Raw genomic sequence first — 25,236 nt, 5'->3', positions numbered from 1 at the left:
GGGTTCGATCCGACCTGAACGAGTTTCGTCATGAGGCCGGGACCTGTTGCGGTGCAATAATTTGAGAGTTGGCCTCCGCCGTGATTGCCATGATCTCGTCAATCCTCGACGCGACGGATTCCACGCTGAGATTCGGGTCGGTGATGCCTACAGTGTTGAGTAGCGCCAACCGGTTCACTGTGCCGCCGGCAACGTTGAACACCTCCCCTGTCATCGTCGCGGAAGGATGCACGAGGTAGGTAGCAACAGGCGCGACCAGCTCAGCCCGCAGGCTGGTGCGGATGTAGTCCATGATCTCCGGCGAAAGCCCCTCGGAGGAAGCCTCGGCCATCCGGGTACCCGCGCCCGGCGCGACCGCGTTGACCTTGATCCCAGCCTCGAGCCCCTCGATAGCCAGGTTGCGGGTCAGCCCGAAAACAGCGCCTTTGGAACTCCCGTAGTGGGTCATCATGGGATTGCCCAGCATCGCGGCGGAGAGGGTGTTCACTACCCGGCCCGACCCTGAAGCGGCCAGATGCGGCCAGGCTGCGCGGCAAACCCGGAGAGTGCCGAAGTAGTGCACGTCGATGTGGCGCTGGTACTCGTCGTCGGGAACCTCGAGGAAACGTGCCGTCCGAACGATCCCGGCGTTGTTGACCACCGCATCGAGGTGCCCGAAGCCGTCGACCGCAGCCTCGACCAGCGACTGGGCCCCCGCTTCGGTCGACACGTCGGCACCGCAGGCGATCGCCCGCCCACCCGCTGCGGTGATCTCCGCAACCACAGCCGCAGCCGGGTCGTCGCCGTCGACGTCGGATCCATCGATCGTCGCGCCGAGGTCTCCGACGACCACAGACGCGCCGCGAGCGGCCAACAGAAGCGCATACTCACGGCCGATACCTCGTCCGGCACCCGTGACTATCACCGAGCGGTCGTCGAATCGCAGTTCTTGCATGTTGTTCTCCTCCTTCTGGTTCGAGTGGTCTCAGGGTCGCGTCCGGCCGGCACCCACGTCGACCTGTGCCGTCCAGACACTCGCCTTGGCCTCTCGTGCCGACTTCTCGAAGTCGAAGACCTCCATACCGACGGTTATGTACAACGTGCGGCGATCCGGGCCACCGAGCAGACAGGCCGATCCGACGCCGCTTTCCAGCGGTACGGCGACCGCGTCGGTGATGGTGCCTCCGTCGATGAACCGAGCGACGTATCCACTGCCGGGCATCGCTGCCCACACGCCGCCCTCGGCATCCAGGCCGATACCGTCCGGCAAAAATGGACAATCCGCAAACACCCGGTTGCCCGACAGCGTGCCGTCGGTAGCCCGATCCATCACGATGATGCGGTTGGCGAACGCTTCCGCGGTGAAAACCCGCGAACCGTCCTCCGAGATCGCTATTCCGTTGGCTCCCATCAGCGGACCGATCGCATCGGCAGTGGACGCCGTACCGGCCGGGCTCACCACGATGATCGGCGAGGGCGCCGGTTCCGCGCCGTTGAACAGGTCGAACCCGAGCTGGGTCACGTACACGTGACCGTCCGCAGCAACCACCATGTCGTTGACCGGACCGGGCGCAAATGCAGAGAGATCGGCATAGACCGACAAGTCGGTCGGGCTTGACCCGTCATGCACGAGCACCAGCTTCTCGTGCATCGATGTCACGACCATTCGGCCGTCGGGCAACCAACCGAAGCCGCCGAGCACTATCGGGACCCCGGCACCCGGTGCCCGACCGGTGGCGTCCACAACGACCCGGACGGTGCCCGACTCGTCGATGGTCTTCAAGGTCGAGGTGTACATATCCGAGAACCAGAAGAGATCATCGTGCCATCGAGGGCACTCCGGCCACGAGAAACCTTGTGCACTCTGACGGGCCTCGAAGATCCGGGCATTGGCTACGGCGTCGGCGACGGCGTTGGTCATAGGTTGTTGTCCTTGCCATAGATGGTCGTGATTGTCGGCTGCACAACGCAATACCGGCCAAACGCCGGCACGTCGTGAGGCTGGTGCGTCTAGTCCGAGCTGAAGAGATCAGAGCCAAGATCGTGTCTTGGCTCACACTAGCAAGTACATGCATTTTGTCAACTACTACTGCTCGCCGACGCCCGCACGACCGAACGGGATCCACTCAACGGAACAGTGTCTTGTCACGTCGACACCGGTCACCGCCCTGTGGAGGCGCGGCCCAAACTCAGTTGCGGTTGCCACGTCTACTGGTTGAAACAAAGGGGGCGAAAGGTGAAACATCTCAAGGGCCCGTCGCGTTTGAGGCCGCCCAGCTGACCGCGCCCGAAATGTGCGCTGGTCTCCGCGGTCGCACCGGGCGGCATCTTTGATTGTGGTCCACCACGACATGCGCAATGGGCGCAGGCCGCCGCACCGTTGCCCTCTTATCGGGCATGGGACAGCAAGCGGTTCGCTCGGCGCGCACAGGATCACACGGGGGGGAACCGCTTGGGCACAACAGCGCCCGCTTCACCGCCGCGGTTGGTCAACCTTTACAACGCCCCGAGCCGATATTCGGCAAAGAACAACCTGTCGATGACCGCCATGCTGAGGGAATGTTGTCGATCGAGGTCGACGCTACCGAGGCCCGCCGTTTTGGCCCGTGGTTGCGGTTCGCCTGCCTGCCCACCCCGGCGTCGCTCGAGGACTTCGACCACTATGCCGCTCCGAACCTCGACCGGACGTTGATCGCCGAGCTTGGCGCGACACCACCCTCGCCGCGGCCATGCTCGACCGGCTGTTGCACTGGTCGTGGTCTTAAGACCACGACGGTGACTCCTCTCGTCTCCGGACCCCCGCGCGCCGAGAACCTCCGCAACGCCACCGCAGCAACCCGTGTCCGTCGTCGGGTCGGGATTCACCTTGAGCCGTGCGTTGTCTGGCGAGATGTTCACGAGACGGCCGTCTGACACCTGGTCGTCGCGAGAGGTTTGCAACCTCTTTCGGCTGAAGCCGTCGACCGAACTCGAGATCTACTAGTCAAGCTGCCGCTTCACACGATCGACCCGATCCTGCCAATAGTCGACCCACTCCGGTGACTGGAAGATGTGGGTTTTCCTCTCCGCCATTCCCTGCACGACCAGATCAGCAACGCGTTCGGTCGACACACCAGCGTCAATGTCGGAGTTGACTTGTTCACGTAGTGACTCCAGATCGGGATCCGCCTGCGACCGGGGAACGTGCCTCACAGGTGCGTTCCGTTCGTCGTTCCGGATGCTGGTCGCCGTGTAGGCCGGCCATAAAGAGCGACACCAGGTGCGGATACTCCGTCGCGAACTCGTGCGCCATCGTCTCCGACAATGCAACCACTGCTGCCTTTGATGCGACATAGGGATGCAAGGGGCCGACGTTACAAACCGGCCATCGACGCCGTGTTGACTATGTATCCCCTGGAACGATGTCCCGGGGCAATGCTGACGAGTCAACCGTCATAAGAATCGACCTCTCAGTTATGTCGTGCGGACGTGCCGACTCCAGCCGGTCATGAGCAGTGATGTGGCACATATAGGAGCACATACGGGCGCAAACCACGGGAGTATCCCGCGTCCGCTCGTCGTTGGGTCCCCCTGCGAAGTCACGTTAATCATGGCGGCGGTGTTGTCGGCATTGAGACCAAGACGCACGCGGCGAGGGTCAACAGCAGCGCGCTCACGGACAGACGCCCGTTCACCCGAGAAGACACAGTTTCGACGAACGCTGCAGCATAAGACGAGCGCTGCAGCCTAACCGCTCACCCTCGGCAATCTGCCGATGGGATCCGACCTGACGTCCAACCAGTCCATTGCGAAACGCACGCGATTAATCATGACACTCCCCCACAATCGGCTGCGCCCGTATGTGCCCCGGTTCCGAAGGGCAGGCGTCCCTCTGAATGGGATCGATCATGTTGCCGTCAGTGTGATCCAGCCTACTGTCGCTCGGAGACTCCTACCGGCGCGCCGGAGCTCATGAGAAAGGACTTTCTGTGTACACCGACAACAGGGACGAACGGGAGATTTACCGCAATATTGTCCGCATCGCGCGGGCAATGGACGACAGAGACTGGTCTGTGATCGAGGATATATCCATTCCCGAAGCGACTGGCGAATTCGGGAACGGGGAGCTCACCTCAGCCGCAGAGATCATCACGATGCTGCGTTCGTTTCTGGACGAGTGCGGACCCACCCAACACCTCATCGGCAACGTCCTAATCGAAGTCGACGGCGACAACGCGACAAGTCGGGCATACGTCGCCGACATACATCTCGGCACCGGGGAACTCGAGGGAGAGTACTTCCGCACACTCGCCGACTACCACGACTCATGGTTGCGCACAGCCGACGGCTGGAAGCTCACCCGACGCCAAAAATTCCATACGGGAACGTTGGGAAACATCGGAATACTCGCACACGCATTTCCCACTTCCACAGCATAATTCGACGCCAACCCGACACCAACCAACACATCGAGGAGCTCGGAAATCCGATGTCCGGACTGACCGGGAAGGTCGTCATCGTCACCGGCGGGGCGCAAGGAATGGCTGCTGCCACCGCCAGCCCATCCGGTGTCAACGTCTGGTGCCGCGTCACGCAAGCGGAAGCCAATCACGAACGACTCGCCAAACACGCCCAAGAAATTAACGCCGAGCGCCAGCAGAATCGTCAATGCCCGCCCGGGCCGAAGTCATAAGTGCTCTTCGATCCGGTTCGGCGAAATTCTGCAGGCGGTCAGCTATCCGAACCTAAGCAACCCCTACATCGGCGATGACTTGGTGCCGTACGTGCGGAACTTGCCCTACACCAACGCAAGCAGCGGAGGAATGGCCGTCATTGCGCTCGCCTGGAACTTGGCGCCGTGGGAGGTTGCACATGAACGCAACGCTGACGTACCGGGTCTTCTCGTCGTAGACCGTAACTCGACCGCTCCAGCTGGACCCTAGCGAGCACCCGACACCACCCCGCAGAAGTTGATGGCAAAGGTGGACGACGAGTCCCTCGGGGAGTTCGGCGTCTGCCGGCCCTGATCGGCACGACGTGCCGATCAGGGCCGGCGCGTGGCCGGTGGTGAACCATCCCCTACGGCGGGCCGCGTCGCTCATCATGCCTGCTGCTCGAGAAAACTGCTGCAGAGGCTGGAATTCGAGCCCCTGCTCGACGGAGTCCTCATTTGCTGGTGAATCCCGCATCAACGGGGAGCGTCACACCAGTGACATAACGTCCGGACTCGCCCACGAGATAGAGTACTGCCTCGGTGATGTCGGAGACGTCTACCATCCCGACGGGCATCGGATTCGACATGGTGGTTCCCCGCTCAGGGTCGGCAGCCACCCACTCCATCATCTCAGCGTGCTCAACCATCGCAGTGTGCACACCCGTTGGGTGAACGGTGTTGACTCTGATCGAGTGGGGAGCCAGCCAAGCCGAGAAGGATCGCATCAAGCCAACGACACCATGCTTACTTGCCGTGTAGGCGCTTGCTGCACCGGACCCGTCGCCCCCACGTCCGATCAGCCCCTGGGCGGAGCTGGTGATGACGATCGCTCCCCCGTCGCCTCGGGAAATCATCATCGGCGCGACGATGCTGATCGTGTTCCAGACCCCCACCAGATTCGTTGCAATCGTGTCGAGGAACACTTGCTGAGGATCCGGCTCGGTCGCACGCTGGGGGGAGATGCCGGCATTTGCGAGAACGATGGAAGGAACGCCAAATCTCGCCATACCCTCGTTGAGCGCGCCCTCCAGCACAGCCCGATCGCGGACGTCCGCAACGGTCGCGTAGATCTTTCCGCCAAGGGCTTCCACCAGATTCACGGTCTCACGGAGATCGTCCTCGGACGCCATTTCGTACGGTACAGAAGCTATTTGTCCGCAGATGTCGACCGCAATGATCGACGCGCCTTCGGCCGCGAGGCGCACCGCGTGGTTGCGTCCTTGGCCGCGGGCAGCTCCGGTGATGAATGCAACGTGACCTTCGAAACGTCCAGTTCTCATGATTCCTCTACTCGTGGGGGACCAGGATCCGACACTGACAACCGGCAAACCAAGGCAGGTTGCCTTCTTCGAATCCGCAACGTCTGGGTCGCTCTCAGCACTACCGCGGCTGAATCAGACAGGTACCAAGCACCCGCTTGGTGTATTCACCCTACGAGGCTACAGACAGAAGTCAAGATCTTGTTTGATCCGCCCCGTCACCGCACGTATCACAACCGACCCGAATGGAATCCCATTGTAGGCGTCGGTGTTCCAGACTTCGTCGACCATGCCTGACCGGCTCCGCTGTAGAGGACGCGCCCGGGGTGCCCGAGGCACTCAGCTACTTCGAGGCGGCGCTGCCTCACATCGACTACTTCTTGCCCAACGACGAGCAGGTGATCGGCTGGACCGGTGCGTCGTCCGTGGAGGACGGGTGTCGTCGCCTCCTGGACCGCGGGGCCCAGTGTGCAGTCGTGACCGCGGGCCCGAATCCGACCGTGGTCGCCACCGAGTACGGGATCACCGAGGTCCCCGCGTTCACCGTCGACGTCGTCAACACGACCGGCTGCGGGGACGTATTCTCGGCCGGATTCCTACGCGGCGTATCCCTCGGAATGGATCCCGCGGCGGCGGCGCGACTCGGCAATGCGACCGCAGCGCAGGTGGCGCAGGGCCTCGGCAGTGACTTCGGGGACTACGACCTCGACGTCGTGAAGCGGTTTTCGTCCTCCCACACCGCGCGGGAGGTCCGCTGATCATGACGACCACAGAACTCCACACCCTGCGCGACGCCGTGGCGGCGACGAGTCAGCAACTGGCCGCACGCAAGCTCGTTCTCGGAACCGCCGGCAACGTCAGCGCGCGAAGCGGTGACATCGTTGCCGTGACAGCGACGGGAACTACGCTGGCGACGCGACAGCCGCCGACGTGACACTCATCGACCTCGCCGGGCACCATCGCGGCGGCCCGCAGCACCCCACATCGGAGATCGACATCCATCTGGGCGTGTACCGCTCGACGGACGCCTGCGCCGTCGTGCATGCGCACGCCTCCGCAGCCATCGCTCTGTCGCTGGTCGCGGACGAGCTCCCTCCCTACCAGCAGCTTTTGCTCGGTGGCGCCCTTCCCGTTTCGCCGTTCGCGCCATTCGGAACCGAGGAACTAGCTGAATCGGTGCCGTCGGCACTGCGCGGGAAGAACGCGGCGATTCTGGCGCATCATGGATCGGTGGCTGTCGGCGCGACTCTCACCAACGCCCTCGACAACATCTTGCTGCTCGAATGGCTGTGCGGAATGTACCTTGCTGCGGCGGCCGTCGGCACACCGAGAGCGCTCACTGATGCCCAGATGCAGGCCATGGTGGAGATCGCGGTTCGTACCAACTACGGGAACCCGTAGCCGTTGGTCGGTGAAAAGTTGGTCCGCCGTCTCCCGTCGGTCGAGCCGTCAATGATGCAGTCGCCGCGTGGGTATGCCGACCGCGAGCGACGCGCGGCACATCGGGTTGCCGGAACCGGCTAATCCGACCAGACCTGCGCACACTGGTGTCCACCACCAAAGGTCTGCATCGGTCGCCAGGTTCCGGACAGGGCACTCCGGCAGTGCCCGGCCCGCATGTTCAACACGCTCATCGCTGCACTCCCGCGTGCCGAGTGGATGGTGATTGCTCTCAGTCCTCAGAATTGGGCGCGCTTTCGGATCGACGCTTCCGGACTCCCCAGCAATGAATCAGCGAACGAGCGTCGGATTGGATGTGCACGCACGATCGGTCGTCGCGTGTGGCCTCGACGTGCGGACCGGTGAGCTGTTCGAGCGCCGATTGACGCCCGATCATCGCGACATACTCGACTGGATCCGGTCGTTGCCGGATCCGATGAAGGCGACGTACGAGGCCGAGCCCACCGGGTTCGGGCTGACCCGGTTCCTGGACACGGCGGACATCGAGTGTCTGGTGGCCGCGCCCTCTAAGCTGCAGCGCCCGTCCGGTGATCGGGTCAAGACCGACTTGCGAGATGTACGGCATCTGGCTCGTCTGCACCTCGATCAGATCACCTCGGTCACGGTGCCGAGCGTGGCGCAGGAGGCGGCCCGGGATCTGGTGCGCGCCCGTGAGGACGTGCGCCGGGATCTGATGGCGGCTCGGCACCGGCTGTCGAAACTTCTTCTGCGGCAGGGAATCGTCTACTACGGCGGGCACGCGTGGACGCAGGTGCACGACATCTGGTTGCGCAGCCAGCATTTCGATGAGCCGGTTCTGCAGTTGGCCTACGAGACCGCGTACGACACCATGCTCGCCGCCCTCGGCCGGCGCGACCGTTTGGATGCCGCGATCACCCGGATGGCCGCCGACAGCGCCTACACCCCGGTGGTGACCCGGCTCGGGTGTCTGCGCGGGGTGTCCACGTTGACCGCCTTCGGGCTGGCGGTCGAGATCGGGGACTGGCACCGGCTGACCGGCCGCTCGATCGGCGCTTACCTGGGACTGGTGCCCACCGAGTCGTCCTCGGGCGCCTCCCGCTCGCAGGGGGCGATCACCAAGACCGGCAACGGGCACGCGCGCCGGTTGTTGATCGAGGCCGCCTGGCATCACCGGCAGCGCTATCGTGCCGGGGTGGATCTGCGGCGCCGCTGGGACAAGGCCTCACCGGCGGCCCGAGCCCGCGGGCAACGGGGCTACCGGCGCCTGCACGAGCGGTGGGCCGGGTTCGACGCCCGCCGCAAGCGTCCCGGCTGGCGAACACCGTCATCGCCCGCGAGCTCGCCGGGTGGTGCTGGTCGTTGGCCGTGCTCGACGACTGGCCCACGGGGCCTTCCCCGCCGCGGCCCTGGTCGTTGCTCGTCGGGCGGCAAGGTCGGTTCTCCTCGCTTGCGCTGCGGGGACTCCACCTTGCCCCCGCTCCTCGGCGACGACCGATGAGGCACTGACCGGGGCCGGCAGGACCCCACGAACGTCCCGGATGATCACACGGTTGGTGACAACAGCGCCTGGGAATGACCCACGCGACAACTATGAGCAATTACGCCGCAGGTTCATTCGCCGTCCCCGGCGAGGCGAGCATGCAAATTGATTGCTCGTGCTTCCGTCCGTGCGCATGCAATTTTAGTCGCGCCGTTCTTGAGAGCTCTAGGCCAATAGTGAGGACGAAACAGCATGGTCAGGCAAGCGGTGACAGCATTGAGGAACAGAAATGGCATATATTCTCCAAACCTCGGGCCGAGCTAAAGGGTTCTTTAAGTTCGAACAGTCTGGCTGGCCCTTTTTGGCCGACGCACACCGCGCTGATTGCCTGTTCGGCTAAGCGACAGTTGTCTCGAGTTGAGCAGTGCTCGCCAGTCCTCGTGTGGTTTTCGCCGTCTACAGCCGTCCACGGCAAGCCGCAGCGTTGACGTGCGCTCGCCCTCGGCAGTTTCGGAAGGTGACAACTGGACCGCTCCTCAATTCCACTGAAATGCTTCCAGTGGTTCGCTACGTTAGTCCTGACTTGCACAGTTTTAGTACCCCGGTCAACGTGTCGGTAGTTCCAGCGAGGTGAGGATGGCTGCGGCTTCGACGGTGAGCGGGTCGGCGGCGGTGTGGGGGTGGCCGGCGATGGTCAGGCTGATTTCTTGTAGCGGGCGCAGGGTTTTCACGATGTGCCCGATCGAGACTCCCGTCTCGGCCTGCAGATAGCGGGCGACCGCGAGCGCGGTGAACACGACCGTGAGGTGGGCTTCGATCGCGTCGCGGGTGTGGTGGAACATCGGCCGCGCCCGTAGGTCGGTTTTCGACATGCGGAACGACTGCTCGACATGCCAAAGGTCGTGATACTTGCCGATCACCTCGCCCGGGTCCATCAGTGTGGCGGGGATGTTGGCGACGTAGCCCTTCAACCCGACCAATGATCGGGCCCGATCGAGAGATGCGGTGTCGAGGGTGCGGCCTCCCGCGGTGGTCTTGACGAACCGCGTCGACTTCGGAGCTGTGCCGCCGTCGACGACCTCCCTGGCCCGGGCCTCCTGGGCGTTGAGTGTCTGATTGTCGCGGACCGCCCGTCGTTTCGAGTACTGCCAGACCGCCCGCCAGGACTTCGGATGTCCGGCCGCGTCCCAGACCGGTTCGGTGCGCTTGTTGACGTTGTTGACGGTGCTCTTCGCGTGCCGGGGAGTGACCGTATCGATTATCTGTCCGTCAGCAAAACTATTTCCGTTCCAATGGAAATGGTTTGCGAGATCGGCGGGGGCTTTGGTGACGCGGGACCCGACGATGAACTTGAGTCCGGCCTCGTCGAGGTCCTTGAGATTGCCGGCGGAGAGCATGCCTGCGTCGGCGGCGACAACCATCTCGACGCCCTCGATGTCGTGGCGGGCCTGGAACTGCCGGACGATCGGGACGATGGTATGGGTTTCTGCCTTGTTCCCTTCGAAGCAGCCGATCTCGAGGGGGAATCCGGTACGGTCGACGAGCAGGCCTACCACGATCTGCGGATCCACCCTGCGTTCCTTCGAATATCCGACCTTGCGCAGGTCGTCTTCCTTCTCTGCCTCGAAGTACAGCGTGGTGACGTCGTAGAGCACCAAGCTCAATCCGCCGGTCGCGGCGGCATGCTCGAAACATTTCTTCGCGACCCGGTCTCGGTAATCGTTTGTGGCGCAACGCTTCAATGCGTTGGCGTAGGTGTTGCGGTGGGCCGGGGTCAGGCCGATCTCGGCGACGACCCGGCTGGTGTCGCTCATCGATGTCGGCTCGACGAGCCGGCCGAGGACCAACTGGAAGAACGCGTCGTCGTCGACAGCGTCGAGACCCAGGCGTCGCCATCCGGTCTCGATCGCCTCGATCAGCCAGCGGGACCGTTTCGTCGCGATCACCGATCCGCGTTCCCCACCACCGCCGAGGTCGAGGTCGAGTTCCTGCTGGCCGGCCTGCAGCTTTTCCCGGGCCGCCTGCAACAGTGCCGCCAACTCGCCCTCGGTGTGGGCGGAACCGAGGTGCTCAAGGATCTTGTGGCGGCCCCCGTCCTTCGCGGCGATCTGCACCGCCGTCGCCCCCGACGCGGTCCGAACCTTGCGGATATAGGCAGCCACAACCGGCGATCCTACCGACCGATTAGTGCCCCATATCCCCGACCCGCGAATCCACTACCAGCACAAACGCCAGCCGAAGCGGGAAATCCCCATCGACCTGTGCAAGTCAGGTTAGTCGATCGTGCGGAGGTATTCGTCGACGTCGGGATCACGTCCTGGGTCGGCGTCATGGCCGCTCGCACACTGGGTTCGGTTGCAGTTCTGGTCGGCCTGACCTGTCTATACGGACTCATGACCGCCAGCGAGACTCGTTGCAGGAGAGATAGCTTAGCTTTGACGATGCAACTTCGCAGTGCCAGGTCCGTGAAGACTCATTCTCGATACCGTGTGCCTTCGTTGGAGTGAACCAGTGGGCAGTAAAGTGTGTGCCGAGTACGTTCAAGTCCGCATTGTGACGAGGAGTATCGCGGACGTTGGACTACCGCGACGAATCCATACCAGGGCCGCTCTGTGTGTGCTCGACGGCTCCGTCGCGCGTAGGTCCTTGCGGAGGATTTTGCCGGCGGCGGATTTCGGCACCAGATCGATGAACTCGACCCTGCGGACCTTCTTGTGCGGTGAGACCCGCTCGGCGACGAACGCGATCACCGCGGCCTCATCCAATTCGGCACCGGGCTGGCGGACGACGAACGCCTTCGGCACCTCCTCGCCCTCGTCGTCGAGAACCCCGATCACGGCGGCGTCGGCGATCTGCGGGTGCGTCAACAACAACGCCTCCAGCTCGGCGGGCGGCACCTGGTAACCCTTGTACTTGATCAACTCCTTCATCCGGTCCACGATCGTCACCACCCCCTCCGAATCGACCGTCGCGATGTCCCCGGTATGCAGATACCCGCCCGCATCCAGGGTTTCCGCGGTCGCCTCGTCGTCCCCGAGATACCCGGCCATGATGTTCGGGCCCTTGCACCACAACTCCCCCGGCGCGCTGACCCCCTCGGCCGGCTGCTCGATCTCCGCCCCGGTGCCGGGATCGACCAGCTTGCATTCCATGTTCGCGATGCTCGGACCCACCGAGTCCAGCGCGATATCGTCCCGGTCGAACGGAATCGCATGCGAGACCGGGCTCATCTCCGACATTCCGTACCCCTGCCGCACCCGGCACCCGAGCCGGTTCGCCACCGCCTTACCCAGTTCCTGATCCAGCGGGGCGGCCCCGGAGAAGATCGAGTGCACACTCGACAGGTCGTACTGGTCGATCAGCGGGTGCTTGGCCAACGCCACCGCCACCGGCGGGGCGATGAACACATACGTGCACTTCTGCTCGGCGACGATCGTCAAGAACTCGACCAGGTCGAACTTCGGCATCGTCACCAGCGCGGCCCGCTTGCGCAGGGCGGCGTTGAGCAGCACCGTCATCCCGTAGATGTGGAAGAACGGCAACACCGCGAGGACTTTGTCGTCGGCGCGGATTCCGATCGGCCGGTCGATCTGGCACACATTCGCCACCAGGTTGCGGTGGGTGAGCATCACCCCCTTCGGCCGGCCGGTGGTGCCCGACGAGTACGGCAGCACCGCCAACTGGGTCGCCGGGTCGAACGACACCTCCGGCGCCGGCGCGCCTTCGGCCAGTAGATCTTGCAGCGACGGGTGCCCGTCGGCGCCGTCCAACACGATCACGTGCGCGGCCGGGATCCCGACCTGCGCGGCCGCGGCCTTCGCCTGCGGCAGCAGCGGGGAGACGGTGAACAGGAACTTCGCCTTCGAGTCGGTGAGCTGCTTGGCGATGTCCTCCGCGGTGTAGAGGGCGTTGATGGTGGTCGCGACCCCACCGGCCCGCAGGATCCCGTGGAACACCGACGCGAACGCCGGCACGTTCGGCGAATGCAACGCCGCCACCCCACCGACGGCGAGACCGCGGGCCGCGAGCGCCCCCGCGACCCCGTTGATCTGGGCGATCAATGCCTGATAGGTGGTGACCGCACCGGAAGCGCCGTCGATCAGCGCCGGCCGATCCAGATCGGCCTCATCGACCTGGCCGAAGAGGAAGTCGTAGACGCTGAGGTTCGGAATCTCGACGTCCGGAAACGGGCTCTTGAATGGCATTGTTCTCCTTTAGAATTGGTCGTGGGCAGTCGGCACGTCGACTCGGTCCCGGTCGCTCGAGTGCTTCTCCATCGTCGATTCAAGAAGCCGGGCGGAAATCTCGACCCGTCGGTTCCGAATGGGGCGGGGCACGTCATCGTGCTCGCTTCATCGATCGCCAGCGGTGTGCTCCTCCGAGCATCCAGATCCACCCGCAGGGTGGCACTGCTCATAGCGCAGCATTCATTTCGGGCCAGTCAGCGGTCAGTGGCGCACGAAACGATGCTTCTCCCCGGGGACTTGGATGACCGGTCTTGTCCGAAGTCCAATCAACGTGGTGCAGACATTTGTCCCTCTTCCGCGCACTTCCGTTACGCTGCGGGTCCGGTGTAGGCGTCCGGGCATAGCCCAGGGTTGGACGATTTGTTCACCTGCACTACAGGGCGATAGCGCCCGCCGGTACTGATGCGTGATCGCGTGCTTCGCTGAGATCCGGTAAAACTCCGGGGGTCCTGACTAAAGTACTTGGGCAACTCTCATGAGCTCAGCAATCCGTTCGACCTCTGCTGCCGGCAACTTCTGCAGGGGAGGACGCACCACGGATGAAGGCAACCGCCCGAGCAGCACTTGCGCCTCCTTCATTCGGTTGTGCATATCGACCCCGGGGCTGCAGTAAAACGCTTGTGTCGTGCTGTAAATCCGGGCTGCAACCGCTTGAGCTACTTCGAGGTCATGGCCTCGAACCGCCTCGAAGAGCTCGACTTGAAGATTCGCAATCGTGCTACCGGCGCCGGAGAGTATTCCCTTGCATCCTACGACGAGCGACTGCAAGAGCCATGCGCTATGGGTTGTCAGCACACTGAAGGTATCGGATTGGTACTCACGCACCGCCATTTCGCTGCGAACGGGATCGCTGGAACCATCCTTCATCGCACGGATTGTGGGCACGGAATCGATGAGACGCCCGATGACGTCGTGGCCGTACGACAACGGCTCCTTCACTGGAAATTGGAATATGATCAGTGGCAGCGAGGTTGCTTCCGCGATGCTCGTGAAGTGCGCGAGCACCATTTCCGGCCGACTGCCCAGCGCAAATACGTTGGGGGGGAAGACCAGCAATGCAGAGGCTCCGGCGTTCTCAGCCATTCGAGCGAGACGTACCGCTTCGGCGGTGCTGTCTGCGTAGATTCCGCTGACAATCGGCACACGATCACCTACCTGATCACAGGCGGTTTCGAGCAGAAGTTGCTGTTCGTCGAACGTGCACGACGAGACCTCCGACGCGTGCCCGTTGACGGTGATCGCCGAAATTCCGCGAACATCAGCCATGTCGTTGAGGTGCTTCCGATAGCTCTCGATATCAATACTGAAGTCGGCATGTAGTGGAAGCAAACTTGCCGGGATGACTCCGGTGCAGTCAAAGCTGGGTGGCGTCATTTCAGATACTCCTTTTGATGCAGGCTGAATAGTGGTTCATACGCCTTCGACGACGTCGATGACGGTTTCTGAGGCACCCTCACGCGCCTGGCGCGCACGGAGATAACCTGGTGAGTCGTAGAACTTTGTTGCGGCCTCTACGGATGCGAATTCCACGACGACATAACGTACATCGTCGGATTTACCTTCCAAAGTGGTCGGAGCGGCGCCACGGACTAAGTAGCGTCCTCCGAATTCCTCTATCGCTTGCTTGGAGAGAGGTTTGTACGACTCGTACTTGTCTGCGTCGGTTACACGGATTCGGGCAACGACGATTGCGGTCATGCGGTTCTCCTTCGAGGCACCTTCGGTCGTTCGATATCAGGATTTACCCGACCTAAAGGGATGGGTTTCACTGGGCGTCTGCGAGGATGAAATCTGCCGCGCGGTGGGCGATCATCAGAGTGGGCGCATTCGTGTTACCCAGGGGGACAGTCGGGATGATCGAGGCATCTGCGACTCGGGCATTGTCGAATGCCCGGAGTTTCAGACGATTATCGACGACCGAGTCGATGTCGGATCCCATGCGGCAGGTGCCGACTGGATGGAACCAGGTTCCTACTGCGCGGCGAACATAGTCACGCAGTGTTTGTTTGTCGTGGATTCCTGGGCCCGGCAGCACTTCTTTGTCGGTCCAGTCCTCCATGGCCGGAGCGTGTGCCCATTCTCGAGATAGTTCGATTGCGCCGGTCAGTCCGTCCAAGTCCGACTCTGTTTGGAGATAGCACGGATCGATCAAGGGTTGATCTTCGGGCCGAGCGGAACGCAATTTTAGTGATCCGCGACTCTCGGGCGTCGTCCACGACGGATAGAAGGTGAAGCCGTTGGGCGGAGCGACAAGACCTTCCGCAACGTGTGGAGCGAGGACAACTCCGAACTGAACCTGTGGTCGCTCTGGCGATCCGTCGATGTTGGCGAACATTCCGAGTTCGCTGTGTTGATTGTGCCCGGGTACAACCGGCTGCTTGGAGGTGAAGGTGATTCCCACTCCGGGATGATCGTGCAGATTGGCTCCGACTCCCGGTGCGTGCGATGTGACGGTGATGCCGAGGTCCTTGAGATCGTCGGTCGGCCCGATTCCGGACAGCAGTAATAGTTTCGGGGTTTCGATGGCACCGGCGCAGAGAACCACCTCACCGTCGACGTGAACCGTGCGTGCGGTGCCGTTCTCTACGTACTCGACCCCCGTGATCCGATCCTGGCTCGATACGAGTTTTGTCACGAGAACGCCGGTGCGCAGGGTCAGATTGCTTCTTTTCAGGGCGGGGCCGAGAAAGGCGACTGCAGCACTTTGGCGGCGTCCGTCCCAGACGGTTAGCGGGTTCCATCCGACCCCGAGGGTCGTCTCGCCGTTGAAATCCGAGTTCGCTGGATGGCCGAGGCCGAGCGCTGCAGAGAGGGCGGCTTCGGATAGCGGGTGAACATCGTGGGGCAGAGACACCTTCAAAGGGCCGCGAGTTCCGTGATAGCCGGAATCGCCACCGTCGAAGTCTTCGTAGGCCTTGAACGTGGGAAGCACTGACTCGTAGTCCCACCCAGTGCATCCTTGCGCAGCCCAATTGTCGTAATCGGCTGCGCAACCGCGCATGTGCACCATCGCATTGATGGAGCTACTTCCACCCACAACGCGTCCGCGTGGCCACGGGATCTGTCGACCGGCCGCGTACTTCTGCGGTTCGGTGAGGTAGCCCCAGTCGACCGGTGACCCGCCGAGTTCCACCCACCGAGCTGGGTCGGAGATTCGTGGGTCCGTGTCGACCGGGCCCGCCTCCAAGACGAGCACCGTGCATCGCTCGTCGTTGGAAAGGCGGTCGGCCATGACGCATCCGGCGGATCCCGCCCCAATGATCACGTAGTCGAAGTGCTTCATCGCACGCTCCCTCACCCATTGAGATCAGCGGCCCAGAGGTTTCCTGGACTCGCCGCGTCGTCGACTGCACTGTGACGACGTGGACAAGCCTGCTCTGTGGCCCCGGCCACAGGCAAGAGCAGGGCGATATCAGTTGTGGATGTTTCGAGACGTTGCGGATATCAATCAGGGTGGCGGCGTCGTTTGGGTCATTCTTTCGGTTTCACTAGCTCGAGCATGCGTTCGGCCAGCGGAGTCAAGCGGCGCCAATGCCTCACGACCGAGATGCGCATCGTGGGCACAGGCGGCTCGAGGTCGATGAACACGACCCCGTCGGCGCCCATCCGCGCGTCACAGGCCGGTAGCAGACCCAGCCCGAAACCCGCGCTCACCATGTGTAGCAACGTATGACTCTGTGCCCCTTGGAACGAGATCTTTGGGGTGAACCCTGCCCGGTAGCAGGCCGAGGCGATGATGTCTTCCAGGTGATCGTCGAAGCGGTAACCCACGAACGTCTCATGGGAGAGATCAGCAAGACGGACCGTCTCCATTCCGGCGAGAGGGTGATCGCTGGGAATGACGGCTCGCAGTGGCTCCTCGTCCAGGTCGACCACTTGCAGGTTCTCGTAGTTGAGCCCGCCCACCGTGAAGGCGAGATCGATCCGATCATCTTGAAGTGCCGTCGCTTGATCGGCGACGGACATTTGGTGGGCGATCACGTCGGCTTCTGGATACGCTGTACGAAATTGCCGCAGCTTGGTTCCCAATCCCCAGTTCATCGCCGATGCGGCGAAGCCGATGCGCAACTGGCCGGCCTCACCCATGCGTAGGGCTTTGGCGAGGTTCTCGAAGTGGTCGGACTGCCCGACGACCTCACGGGCAGCCTCCAGGAGAAATTGACCTTCGTTCGTCAGGGTCACGCGTCGACTCGAACGATCGAACAGCTCCATCTGGAGGATCTTCTCGAGGCGCCGGATCTGCTGGCTCAGTGGCGGTTGTGCCATGTTGAGCGATTTCGCTGCCCGCCCATAGTGAAGGTGCTCGGCGACCGCGAGGAAGTATTTGAGGTGACGGATCTCCATACTGAGCGGCTTCCTTCAGACTCTGTCGATATCAAACAATAGCCAAACCATATCAACATAGTCTTGCATCTGCGAGTTGCATCACACCATGATCGTCATACAGTCTTCGTCACCCACAGAGCGGATACGTCCGGTCGCCGGCTCGCCTCAGCGCAGGCCCGTTGTGCGTGACGACATGAAAGAGGAGAGATCATGATTGCCGCGGTTATTCCCGAATTCGGCCGCATGAAGGTTCGCGAGGTCGACGACCCACAACTCAGCGGCAGCACCGACGTGATCGTCAAGGTCGCCGCCGCCGGCGTCTGCCGCACCGATCTCGAAACCATGTCCGGAGGACTCGTCCCCGCCTACGGCCAGCCGATCTTCCCTTACGTAGCCGGCCATGAAACTACGGGCTGGGTGGAAGCAGTCGGTTCCGAGGTCTCCGTCGTCGCCCCCGGCGACCCAGTCCTGCTTCACCCCCTCATCACATGTGGACTCTGCGACGGGTGCCGAGCGGGACGTGACATGTACTGCTCGAACAGTCGATTTCCAGGAGTGGACGCCACCACCTGGGGAGGCTTCGCCGAGTACATGCTCACCGGAGAACGTGCGGTGGTACCACTTCCGGGTGACGCGGACCTGGTGGAGTTGGCGGGTTTCTCCGACGCGGGACTCACCGCCTACCACGCCGTCAAGCGGTTGGTCCCGTATCTGAATCCCAACGGCACCGTCGCTGTGATCGGAGTGGGCGGCGTAGGCCACTTCGCGGTTCAGCTACTTCGAGAGATGACCTCGTGCACTGTGATTGCACTCGATGTGGACAGCGCCCGTGCTCAACTCGGCGAACAGCTGGGGGCGCACGCCAGCTTCCACGGTCCGATCGAGACACTGCTCGAATCGGTTCTCGAGCTGACCAACGGCGGCGTCGACGCCGTCATGGACTGCGCGAGCGGCGGCTCGCAGTCGGTGACACCGTTGGACTTCGTCCGCAAGGGAGGAACGGTGTCACTCGTCGGCGGCGGCGCATCACTGAATGTCGACACCCTCAGCGCCGTCGTCAAGGAGATCACCATCGTCACCAACCTGGTGGGCACCTACACCGAGTTGCAGGAACTCATCGGAATGCAGCGGTCAGGGCTTCGGTCGCTTCACACCACATTCCCGTTGTCTGACACCACCGAGGCCCTGCACGCACTGACCACCGGTTCCGTCGCCGGTCGAGCCGTGCTCGTCCCGTAAACCCCATCAATTTACGATCCACAAAGTAGGAGAAGTACATGCAAAACGTCACCATCACCAAGCAGAGCATCAGTGCCGACGCGGCGAAGCGTGCGATCGAGGCGGGAGAAGCGGAAGCTGCGCGGCTTGGTTTGGCAGCGTCGATCGCGATCCTCGACGAGAGCGGAATCCTGAAAGCTCTCTCTCGTATGGACAATTCCCTTCTCTCCGGCATTCAGGTGTCGCAGGACAAGGCTTACTCGAGCGTCGCCACCCAGCTCCCGACAAGCGCGTGGATCGGGGTGACCAGTGCGAGTAAGGATTTTGAGCTCGGTCTGTTCAGCATCGACAGGATCTGCCCGATCTCCGGTGGCGTTCCTATTGTGCTCGAGGGCCGGGTGATCGGCGCGGTGGGTGTCAGTGGGGGTATGCCCGACCAGGATGAGCAGATCGCGAACGCCGCCGCCGCAGTGTTGGCCTCCTGACAAGCGCACCGTTCCTCACTTCAGGAGTTCAAGATGGCAAGAAAACTGATCGTCCCCGACGGGATTCCCAACGATCCCGGTGGGCAGCCGGACAGCCGTAGAGGTAAAGCCCTCGAACTCGGCTTCTTCGGGTGGAACATTCGCGGCGGCATGACCATGTCCAAAGCAACGCTCCGCAACAACGACCGCGAGCGCGACTACTGGAAGTGGTCGAATTCCCGCAACCTCATCGAGCAGGCGGAATACATCGGATACGACTATCAGGTTCCGTTCGCCCGCTGGCTCGGCTCAGGTGGTGACATCGACTTCAACGGTGCGTCGCTAGACTTTCTCACCACGGCGGCCGCTACCGCACCGATCACCGAGAACATGGGTGTGTTCTCCACCTGCCACATCACCTTCCGGTTTCATCCCCTCCACATCGCGAAAATCGGTGCATCCATCGACCACATTTCCAACGGGCGCTGGGGCCTGAACATTGTCACCGGCTATCAGGCGCAGGAGATGGCGGCATTCGGGATGGAGCACATCGATCATGATGTTGCTTACGACATGGCCGAGGAATTCACCGTGTTGCTCAAGCACCTGTGGACCGAACCGGAACCATTCGACTTCGAGGGCAAGTACTACCAGTCGTACGGGGCAGTTGTGAAGCCCGGACCGACCCGCTCACCGCGACCGATTCTGATGAACGCCGGTATGTCGGACAGGGGAGTGCTTTTCGGTGCGCGCAATGTCGACTGGCTGTTCACCGTTGGCCTCACAGTTCCGGAGCTTCGGGCGAAGGTCGACCGCGCGCACAGTCTGGCCGAATCGTTCGGCCGGTCAATCCGTGCAGCAACGATGTGTTGGGTAGTGGCCGAAGCCACCGACGAGCTCGCGGCGGAGAAGTTCGCAGAGCTGCAATCAGAGATCGACCGGGAAGCACTGCTCGGCTACGCCCGCCAACTCGGCGGAATGGAGATGTACAAAGACCGCGACGTGGACGCGCTCAGCCAGGACCCGTATGCGGGCCTCGGCAAAGAGTTCTACGAGGGCTACTCGCACGGTTTCATGTCCCCTCAGCTTGTCGGCTCCCCGGAGACGATTGCCGAGAAATTGCGTGAGCTGAACCAGGAGGGTGGGGCCGAGAGCATTCTGACTTGTTTCCTTGACCCGCAGAAGGGGCTTCACGCAATGCAGGACGATATCTTCCCCATTCTGGAGAAGATGGGCCTGCGTGGTTGAGTCCGCTCCCCCGAGCAGCGTGAAGCGAACCTGCCGCTGACAGTCGGATGCAGGCGGGGGGCGGGTTACCCGAAAACTCCCGCCTGCATCCGGATCAGCAACTCGTTGATGAAAGAGGACGACCATCCATGTCGGCACAACCAGGGGACACGTTTCGCGAGGTCCTGGGCCATTTCGCGACCGGAATAACGGTGATTACAGGTACATCGCCGGATGGCCCACTAGGGTTCACATGTCAATCCTTCTCGTCGCTGTCACTGAACCCGCCGCTGGTTCTCGCACTGCCAGCCAAGTCCTCGAAGAGTTGGCCGCTGATTGCGCGCCACGGCAGATTCTGCGTCAACGTCCTCACCGAGGGGCAGCAGGCCATCAGTGCCGCTTTCGCAACATCGGGTGGCGACAAATTCGCGGGTGTCTCCTGGAGCGAGTCACCCGGAGGACTCCCGATCATCGATGGTGCGTGCGCGTGGATCGAGTGCGAGATCGAGACCAGCCATCCCGGGGGTGACCACCTGATCGTCGTAGGTCGGGTACGGCACCTCGCTTCCACTGCCGACGGTGCGAGTCCGCTCCTCTATCACCGTGGTCGCTATTCGGGGAGTCGACCCGCGATAGCACAGCGTAATGCCTTCCACGTTTAGCGTATTCGAGAAGAGATGGACTATGAGTGAATGCGATGAACGCGTGATCACCCTCTATGTAGGCGTGGATGCCGGAGGGTTCCGCCGAAACGGACCGGCCGAAAATGAGTTGATCACTATCTCCGCGGCAGATCTACGCCAGGCGCAGACAATGTCGCGCGAGATCGACAACGAGTACGCCGCGATCCCCCACCGCACTCTGCTATCCATCGATGCACGAACCGCGCACGTGGCGAGTAAAAGTTGCCTTCGCATGCCCACCAGAGTCCGCTCGCTCGCGAGCTTGTTGTACGACATCGCGGCAATCGGCATCGCGGATGGTGCGGTCGTGTCGGTTGATCCGACAACCGATGCGTCCGCACTCTGGAACGCGGTCGCCGACGACTTGCGCAGCCACGGTTACGGCGTGATCGATCATGTACCCGGATGGGCACCCGACGGGTGGAAATCCGCGTGCGTGCGGCCTGCGTCCGACAAACCGGAAGTCACGGTGGCGCACTAGCCGTCCGCGCCCAGTCGCTCTCCTGAATTTGCCAGGTGGGCGAGACATCGGCACCAACACGAGTAGGAGTCCGAACAATGACAGAATTCGCACAAACCCGCGAAGGCATCGAGGTACCGTCACCGCCGAAATTCGATTCGGTGGACGACGAACGGCAACACCGTAAGCAGCGTCTCGCGGCTGCGTTGCGCCTGTTCAGCCAGTGCGGGTTCGATGAAGGAGTGGCCGGGCACATTACTGCTCGGGACCCCGAAAAGACGGATCACTTTTGGGTCAACCCATTCGGGATGCACTTCAGCATGATCAAGGCGAGCGACTTGATCCTCGTCAACCATGAAGGTGAAATTGTCGAGGGAAACCGGCCAGTCAATCGTGCAGCATTCGTTATTCACTCGCAGGTACACGCCGCCAGGCCCGACGTGGTCGCAGCCGCGCACGCTCACTCGCTCTACGGCAAGGCATTGTCCAGCCTCAAACTAGGCCTTGATCCCTTGACACAGGACGCATGTGCGTTTTACAACGACCATGCCGTATTCGATGACTTCACAGGCGTCGTAGCGGAGTTGGAGGAAGGTCGGCGGATCGGAGTTGCCCTCGGCCAGAACAAGGCGGTAGTCCTCGCAAACCATGGTCTCCTCACAGTCGGACACACCGTCGATTCCGCGGCTTGGTGGTTCATCACGATGGAGCGGTCAAGCCAGGCGCAACTCATAGCTATGGCTGCAGGTGATCCGAAACCTCTCGATGCAGCAACCGCGAAGTTGACCTATGACCAGGTCGGTCTGGAATATGCCGGCTGGTTCCAGTTCCAGCCCCTATATCAGCGCATCGTCGCATCACAGCCCGATTTGCTCGACTAGTTGCGGTATGGGGCTTGGCACTCCGCTCGTCCCTCGGTGCGACGAGAACAACACACTCCGACATGTTCCTCAGTCCCGATTGTGACATCCATGAACTCCCGCGAATATCGACAGCGGCGCCAGAGGCGTCCTGCCGCTTGGGACGAACCCCAGCGCAAACGCAAATACCCCGACACCGAAGCAGAGCGCCTCATCGAGTTCGCCGGAATGTGGGCACCATACGGCGGCGCTCCGGAGGAGGAAATCCTAGTTCACTTCGGAATGACAACGCACCGGTTCATCGAGCGCTTGTGGCAGGTTATTGCTCAATCGAACTGTGGCCATGACGAAATACGCAGTCTCGCGGGCGCATACCCGCGCCTCCAACTGAATCGATGACGTCGGCGGATCAGAGACCATGCGGCGTGGCGAGAAGGTGGCCGATCCTGGGAGTCTCCGGAGCGTGTCAGCGTGTGCTTGTGAACAGGCCTTGAGTGATCATCGTCGTCATGGTGGTGACCAGCTCGCGGGCTTGCGCGTCGTCGCTACGGAGTCGGTCCGCGCGCCAGGTCAGTGCAAGGATGCCGTTCATCGCTGCCCACAGTGCGGTCGCGGCGGTCGCCGGATCGAGGTGCGGGTTGATGCTGCCGTCCTCAGCCCCATCGGCCAGGGCCGCGGCGAGTTTGTTGTTCTGTTCGGCGACGAGGTCGGCGATCCGGGTGAGAGCGTCCGGTTCGTCTGGAGGTTCGACGAGCAGTCGGAACTGATGCGGTCGCTCGGCCGCGAACCTGGCGTACGCCTCCGCGGCCCGGAGGATCCGGTCGACTGGCGCACCCGGGGCCGCGTATGCGGCGTCCATGTACTGACGGTTGTCGTCGAACGCCCGCTCGGCCACCGCGACCAGCAGCGCCGACCGGCCGCCGACCCGGTTGTAGATCGTCTGTACCGCCACATCGGCACGGTCGGCCACCGCGTCCAAAGTGAGTGCGTCGGAGCCGTATTCGAGCATGACTTCCTCGGCGGCATCCACAATCGCCCGATAAGTTGCGGCGGCCCGCCGCGCGGTCCGGCTCGTGCCCTGCGAAGTCACCTCCTCATCCTACCCAGAACCTATAACCACTTCCATAGTTGGAACTACTTCCAATCTTGGAAGTAGTTCCATATAATGTGTGTCGGTGGCCACACCAGTTCGGAAATATCGGTGCCATCTCACAACGACGCTCCGGCGCGGAAGGCAGCCCCCCATGGACCGCTTCGACATCACCTTCACTTCCGATTCACAGGCGTGCGCGGGGTGGTTCTACCGCGCCGCCGTCGAGGGACCGGCGCCGTGCATCGTCATGGCGCACGGACTGGCGGGGGTCAAGGAAATGCGTCTGGACGCGTATGCGGAACGGTTCGCCGGCCAGGGGTATCACGTGCTGGTATTCGACTACCGGCACTTCGGTGCCAGTGCCGGTACGCCGCGGCAGGTCCTCGACATCGGCAAGCAGCACACCGACTGGATCGCGGCGGTCGACTACGCCCGGTCCCGGCCCGAAGTGGACTCCTCCCGAATCGTGTTGTGGGGCTCCTCCTTGTCCGGGGGGCACGCCATGGCCCTGGCGAAACCGGTGGGCGCGGCCGCGGCAATCGCACAGGTACCGCACACCGACGGGATCGCCTCGCTGCTCGCGATCCCCCCGGTGCAGTCGTTGAGGTTGACCGGCCACGCCCTCTACGACGTGGTGCGTTCTGCTCTCGGGCTGTCCCCGCATTACGTCGCGGCCTCCGGCGAACCCGGGTCGCCCGCGCTGATGACCGCACCCGAGGCGGCCGGATATCTACAGCTGGTCCCGCAGGGGCATCAGTTCGACCAACGGGTCGCGGCGCGATTCGCACTGCGGGTCGGTCTGTACTCGCCCGGCCGAGCACTGCGCGACCTCGACATTCCCGTCCTCGTGCAGGTCGCGACCAAGGACGAGACCACCCCGCCGACACCAGCTGTCAAGGCCGGAAAGCGTGCCCGGCGCGGCGTTGTGCGTACCTACGACTGCGGGCACTTCGCCCCCTACCTCGGCGAGACATTCGAGACCATCGTCACCGACCAAATCCAGTTCCTTCAGCAAGCCCTCGACTCGAACCAGGAGACTCTCATGCCCCGCACCGTCGTCATTACCGGCGCAGGCGCAGGCATCGGTCGCGCAGCGGCCCGCCGCTTCGCCGCGAAGGGCTGGACGCTGTGTGCAACGGACGTCGATTCGTCCGCCCTCGACGAACTGCGCGCCGACCTTGGTGACCAGCACACCTACGCCAGCCTGGACGTCACCGACAAGGCAGAGATCGCCCGCGTCTTCGCCGAGTTCGCGGCAGCACACGGTGGCTCGTTCGAGGTCTTGGTCAACAACGCCGGCGTCGCGTTCATCGACAAATTCGAGGACATGACCCTCGAACAACACGAACTGATCACCCGCGTCAACGTCAACGGGGTGCTCAACTGCACCTACCTCGCCTTCCCCCACCTGTCGAAGACTGGCGACGCCAAGGTGATCAACATGTGTTCGCTCTCCGCCGAGTACGGAGTGCCCAGCGAGGCCACCTACTCGGCCAGCAAATTCTGGGTGCGCGGCTTCACCGAGGCAATGAACATCGAATGGGAGCGACACGGTATTCACGTGTGCGACATCATGCCAAACTTCGTGGCAACCCCGATGATGGATGCCGCCCACGGAGACATCGTCGACTCGATCGGAATCAATCTCACCGCCGACGACGTCGCGACCACGATCCTCGAAGCCGCCGAGGATAGGGCCCGAGTTCACTGGATCGTCGACACCACGAAGCTGAAGATTGTTCGCGCGATCACCAATAACGTGCCTGCTCCCATTCGTCGCCGGCTGATCAAGAAGTTCGCTGGCTTCTGAACCATCGCGGACAGC

21 protein-coding genes and 2 pseudogenes are annotated in these 25,236 nt (G+C 62.5%); 13 read left to right on the top strand and 10 right to left on the bottom strand.

Going from position 1 to position 25,236, the window contains the following annotated elements; translation table 11 throughout:
• Positions 1 to 28: 28 nt before the first annotated feature.
• Both RHA1_RS40005 and RHA1_RS40000 read right to left on the bottom strand, forming a co-directional pair.
• Positions 29 to 934 carry an SDR family NAD(P)-dependent oxidoreductase gene (locus tag RHA1_RS40005; RefSeq protein ID WP_011599703.1) on the bottom strand — a complete coding sequence of 302 codons (906 nt, stop codon included), beginning with the start codon at positions 932 to 934 and terminating at the stop codon, positions 29 to 31.
• 30 nt (positions 935 to 964) lie between these two features.
• Positions 965 to 1,900 (bottom strand): SMP-30/gluconolactonase/LRE family protein, encoded by a 936-nt coding sequence (locus tag RHA1_RS40000; protein ID WP_011599702.1) that lies wholly within the window; start codon positions 1,898 to 1,900, stop codon positions 965 to 967.
• A 638-nt stretch (positions 1,901 to 2,538) separates the two neighbouring features.
• On the opposite strand from RHA1_RS40000, the gene RHA1_RS47880 reads away from it, so the two are divergent.
• The 3 genes from RHA1_RS47880 to RHA1_RS50010 all read left to right on the top strand — a co-directional run bounded on the left by RHA1_RS47880 (position 2,539) and on the right by RHA1_RS50010 (position 4,651).
• Complete coding sequence (locus tag RHA1_RS47880) at positions 2,539 to 2,892, top strand: hypothetical protein (RefSeq protein ID WP_202800466.1); 354 nt, start codon at positions 2,539 to 2,541, stop codon at positions 2,890 to 2,892.
• Positions 2,893 to 3,947: 1,055 nt separating this feature from the next.
• Positions 3,948 to 4,397, top strand: coding sequence for a nuclear transport factor 2 family protein (locus RHA1_RS39990; RefSeq protein ID WP_011599699.1), 450 nt, complete (start codon positions 3,948 to 3,950; stop codon positions 4,395 to 4,397).
• 50 nt (positions 4,398 to 4,447) lie between these two features.
• On the top strand, positions 4,448 to 4,651 hold the full coding sequence (locus RHA1_RS50010; RefSeq protein WP_148228493.1) for a hypothetical protein: 204 nt from the start codon (positions 4,448 to 4,450) through the stop codon (positions 4,649 to 4,651).
• 473 nt (positions 4,652 to 5,124) lie between these two features.
• On the opposite strand, the gene RHA1_RS39985 is transcribed toward RHA1_RS50010, so the two are convergent.
• A complete protein-coding gene (locus RHA1_RS39985) occupies positions 5,125 to 5,952 on the bottom strand; it encodes a mycofactocin-coupled SDR family oxidoreductase (RefSeq protein ID WP_011599697.1) in 828 nt (275 codons plus the stop codon).
• A gap of 305 nt (positions 5,953 to 6,257) precedes the next feature.
• Between RHA1_RS39985 and RHA1_RS39980 the strand changes: the two genes are divergently transcribed.
• From RHA1_RS39980 to RHA1_RS39970, 3 genes and pseudogenes are all read left to right on the top strand, one after another.
• The gene (locus RHA1_RS39980; protein WP_050787593.1) at positions 6,258 to 6,689 is read left to right on the top strand and encodes a carbohydrate kinase family protein; all 432 of its coding nucleotides are present in this window, start codon (positions 6,258 to 6,260) and stop codon (positions 6,687 to 6,689) included.
• Between the two features lie 2 nt (positions 6,690 to 6,691).
• Positions 6,692 to 7,332, top strand: a pseudogene (locus RHA1_RS39975) (class II aldolase/adducin family protein).
• A gap of 325 nt (positions 7,333 to 7,657) precedes the next feature.
• Positions 7,658 to 8,730: pseudogene (locus RHA1_RS39970) on the top strand (IS110 family RNA-guided transposase); the annotation flags it as partial.
• 708 nt (positions 8,731 to 9,438) lie between these two features.
• On the opposite strand, the gene RHA1_RS39965 reads toward RHA1_RS39970, so the two are convergent.
• From RHA1_RS39965 to RHA1_RS39940, 6 genes are all read right to left on the bottom strand, one after another.
• On the bottom strand, positions 9,439 to 10,995 hold the full coding sequence (locus RHA1_RS39965) for an IS1634 family transposase (protein WP_011595823.1): 1,557 nt from the start codon (positions 10,993 to 10,995) through the stop codon (positions 9,439 to 9,441).
• 378 nt (positions 10,996 to 11,373) lie between these two features.
• Positions 11,374 to 13,038: an AMP-binding protein gene (locus RHA1_RS39960; RefSeq protein WP_011599692.1), complete on the bottom strand. Its 1,665-nt coding sequence runs from the start codon at positions 13,036 to 13,038 to the stop codon at positions 11,374 to 11,376.
• Positions 13,039 to 13,533: 495 nt separating this feature from the next.
• Positions 13,534 to 14,454, bottom strand: a complete 921-nt coding sequence (locus RHA1_RS39955; RefSeq protein ID WP_011599690.1) for a dihydrodipicolinate synthase family protein — start codon at positions 14,452 to 14,454, stop codon at positions 13,534 to 13,536.
• 36 nt (positions 14,455 to 14,490) lie between these two features.
• Positions 14,491 to 14,778, bottom strand: a complete 288-nt coding sequence (locus tag RHA1_RS47855) for a DUF1330 domain-containing protein (protein WP_011599689.1) — start codon at positions 14,776 to 14,778, stop codon at positions 14,491 to 14,493.
• 67 nt (positions 14,779 to 14,845) lie between these two features.
• On the bottom strand, positions 14,846 to 16,363 hold the full coding sequence (locus RHA1_RS39945; RefSeq protein ID WP_011599688.1) for a GMC family oxidoreductase: 1,518 nt from the start codon (positions 16,361 to 16,363) through the stop codon (positions 14,846 to 14,848).
• A 188-nt stretch (positions 16,364 to 16,551) separates the two neighbouring features.
• Positions 16,552 to 17,424 (bottom strand): LysR substrate-binding domain-containing protein, encoded by an 873-nt coding sequence (locus RHA1_RS39940; RefSeq protein ID WP_011599687.1) that lies wholly within the window; start codon positions 17,422 to 17,424, stop codon positions 16,552 to 16,554.
• A 192-nt stretch (positions 17,425 to 17,616) separates the two neighbouring features.
• On the opposite strand from RHA1_RS39940, the gene RHA1_RS39935 reads away from it, so the two are divergent.
• From RHA1_RS39935 to RHA1_RS39915, 6 genes are all read left to right on the top strand, one after another.
• Positions 17,617 to 18,645 (top strand): NAD(P)-dependent alcohol dehydrogenase, encoded by a 1,029-nt coding sequence (locus RHA1_RS39935; protein WP_011599686.1) that lies wholly within the window; start codon positions 17,617 to 17,619, stop codon positions 18,643 to 18,645.
• A 38-nt stretch (positions 18,646 to 18,683) separates the two neighbouring features.
• A complete protein-coding gene (locus RHA1_RS39930) occupies positions 18,684 to 19,109 on the top strand; it encodes a GlcG/HbpS family heme-binding protein (protein WP_011599685.1) in 426 nt (141 codons plus the stop codon).
• A gap of 33 nt (positions 19,110 to 19,142) precedes the next feature.
• Positions 19,143 to 20,336 carry an LLM class flavin-dependent oxidoreductase gene (locus RHA1_RS45065; RefSeq protein WP_011599684.1) on the top strand — a complete coding sequence of 398 codons (1,194 nt, stop codon included), beginning with the start codon at positions 19,143 to 19,145 and terminating at the stop codon, positions 20,334 to 20,336.
• 47 nt (positions 20,337 to 20,383) lie between these two features.
• Positions 20,384 to 20,977 (top strand): flavin reductase family protein, encoded by a 594-nt coding sequence (locus RHA1_RS47850; protein ID WP_337505344.1) that lies wholly within the window; start codon positions 20,384 to 20,386, stop codon positions 20,975 to 20,977.
• Entirely contained in the window at positions 20,961 to 21,479 is a 519-nt protein-coding gene (locus tag RHA1_RS39920; protein WP_011599682.1) for a hypothetical protein, read from the top strand. The genes RHA1_RS47850 and RHA1_RS39920 overlap by 17 nt, the downstream gene beginning before the upstream one ends.
• Positions 21,480 to 21,556: 77 nt before the next feature.
• Entirely contained in the window at positions 21,557 to 22,339 is a 783-nt protein-coding gene (locus tag RHA1_RS39915) for a class II aldolase/adducin family protein (RefSeq protein WP_011599681.1), read from the top strand.
• Positions 22,340 to 22,784: 445 nt separating this feature from the next.
• On the opposite strand, the gene RHA1_RS39910 is transcribed toward RHA1_RS39915, so the two are convergent.
• Positions 22,785 to 23,408, bottom strand: coding sequence for a TetR/AcrR family transcriptional regulator (locus RHA1_RS39910; RefSeq protein WP_011599679.1), 624 nt, complete (start codon positions 23,406 to 23,408; stop codon positions 22,785 to 22,787).
• A 154-nt stretch (positions 23,409 to 23,562) separates the two neighbouring features.
• Here RHA1_RS39910 and RHA1_RS52610 point away from each other — a divergent pair, with 154 nt between their 5' ends.
• On the top strand, positions 23,563 to 25,221 hold the full coding sequence (locus tag RHA1_RS52610) for an SDR family oxidoreductase (protein ID WP_011599678.1): 1,659 nt from the start codon (positions 23,563 to 23,565) through the stop codon (positions 25,219 to 25,221).
• Positions 25,222 to 25,236: the final 15 nt, after the last annotated feature.

Source organism: Rhodococcus jostii RHA1 (assembly GCF_000014565.1).
GTDB lineage: Bacteria > Actinomycetota > Actinomycetes > Mycobacteriales > Mycobacteriaceae > Rhodococcus_F > Rhodococcus_F jostii_A.
Note: the sequence above shows the minus strand (reverse complement) of the source record. Positions and strands in the feature narration are given on the sequence as shown.

Excerpts from the sequence above, each read along its gene's own strand:
- RHA1_RS40005 (WP_011599703.1), bottom strand. The coding sequence starts at position 934 with ATGCAAGAACTGCGATTCGACGACCGCTCGGTGATAGTCACGGGTGCC.
- RHA1_RS40000 (WP_011599702.1), bottom strand. The coding sequence starts at position 1,900 with ATGACCAACGCCGTCGCCGACGCCGTAGCCAATGCCCGGATCTTCGAG.
- RHA1_RS47880 (WP_202800466.1), top strand. The coding sequence starts at position 2,539 with ATGTTGTCGATCGAGGTCGACGCTACCGAGGCCCGCCGTTTTGGCCCG.
- RHA1_RS50010 (WP_148228493.1), top strand. The coding sequence starts at position 4,448 with ATGTCCGGACTGACCGGGAAGGTCGTCATCGTCACCGGCGGGGCGCAA.
- RHA1_RS39985 (WP_011599697.1), bottom strand. The coding sequence starts at position 5,952 with ATGAGAACTGGACGTTTCGAAGGTCACGTTGCATTCATCACCGGAGCT.
- RHA1_RS39960 (WP_011599692.1), bottom strand. The coding sequence starts at position 13,038 with ATGCCATTCAAGAGCCCGTTTCCGGACGTCGAGATTCCGAACCTCAGC.
- RHA1_RS39955 (WP_011599690.1), bottom strand. The coding sequence starts at position 14,454 with ATGACGCCACCCAGCTTTGACTGCACCGGAGTCATCCCGGCAAGTTTG.
- RHA1_RS47855 (WP_011599689.1), bottom strand. The coding sequence starts at position 14,778 with ATGACCGCAATCGTCGTTGCCCGAATCCGTGTAACCGACGCAGACAAG.
- RHA1_RS39945 (WP_011599688.1), bottom strand. The coding sequence starts at position 16,363 with ATGAAGCACTTCGACTACGTGATCATTGGGGCGGGATCCGCCGGATGC.
- RHA1_RS39940 (WP_011599687.1), bottom strand. The coding sequence starts at position 17,424 with ATGGAGATCCGTCACCTCAAATACTTCCTCGCGGTCGCCGAGCACCTT.
- RHA1_RS39935 (WP_011599686.1), top strand. The coding sequence starts at position 17,617 with ATGATTGCCGCGGTTATTCCCGAATTCGGCCGCATGAAGGTTCGCGAG.
- RHA1_RS39930 (WP_011599685.1), top strand. The coding sequence starts at position 18,684 with ATGCAAAACGTCACCATCACCAAGCAGAGCATCAGTGCCGACGCGGCG.
- RHA1_RS45065 (WP_011599684.1), top strand. The coding sequence starts at position 19,143 with ATGGCAAGAAAACTGATCGTCCCCGACGGGATTCCCAACGATCCCGGT.
- RHA1_RS47850 (WP_337505344.1), top strand. The coding sequence starts at position 20,384 with ATGCAGGCGGGGGGCGGGTTACCCGAAAACTCCCGCCTGCATCCGGAT.
- RHA1_RS39920 (WP_011599682.1), top strand. The coding sequence starts at position 20,961 with ATGCCTTCCACGTTTAGCGTATTCGAGAAGAGATGGACTATGAGTGAA.
- RHA1_RS39915 (WP_011599681.1), top strand. The coding sequence starts at position 21,557 with ATGACAGAATTCGCACAAACCCGCGAAGGCATCGAGGTACCGTCACCG.
- RHA1_RS52610 (WP_011599678.1), top strand. The coding sequence starts at position 23,563 with ATGGACCGCTTCGACATCACCTTCACTTCCGATTCACAGGCGTGCGCG.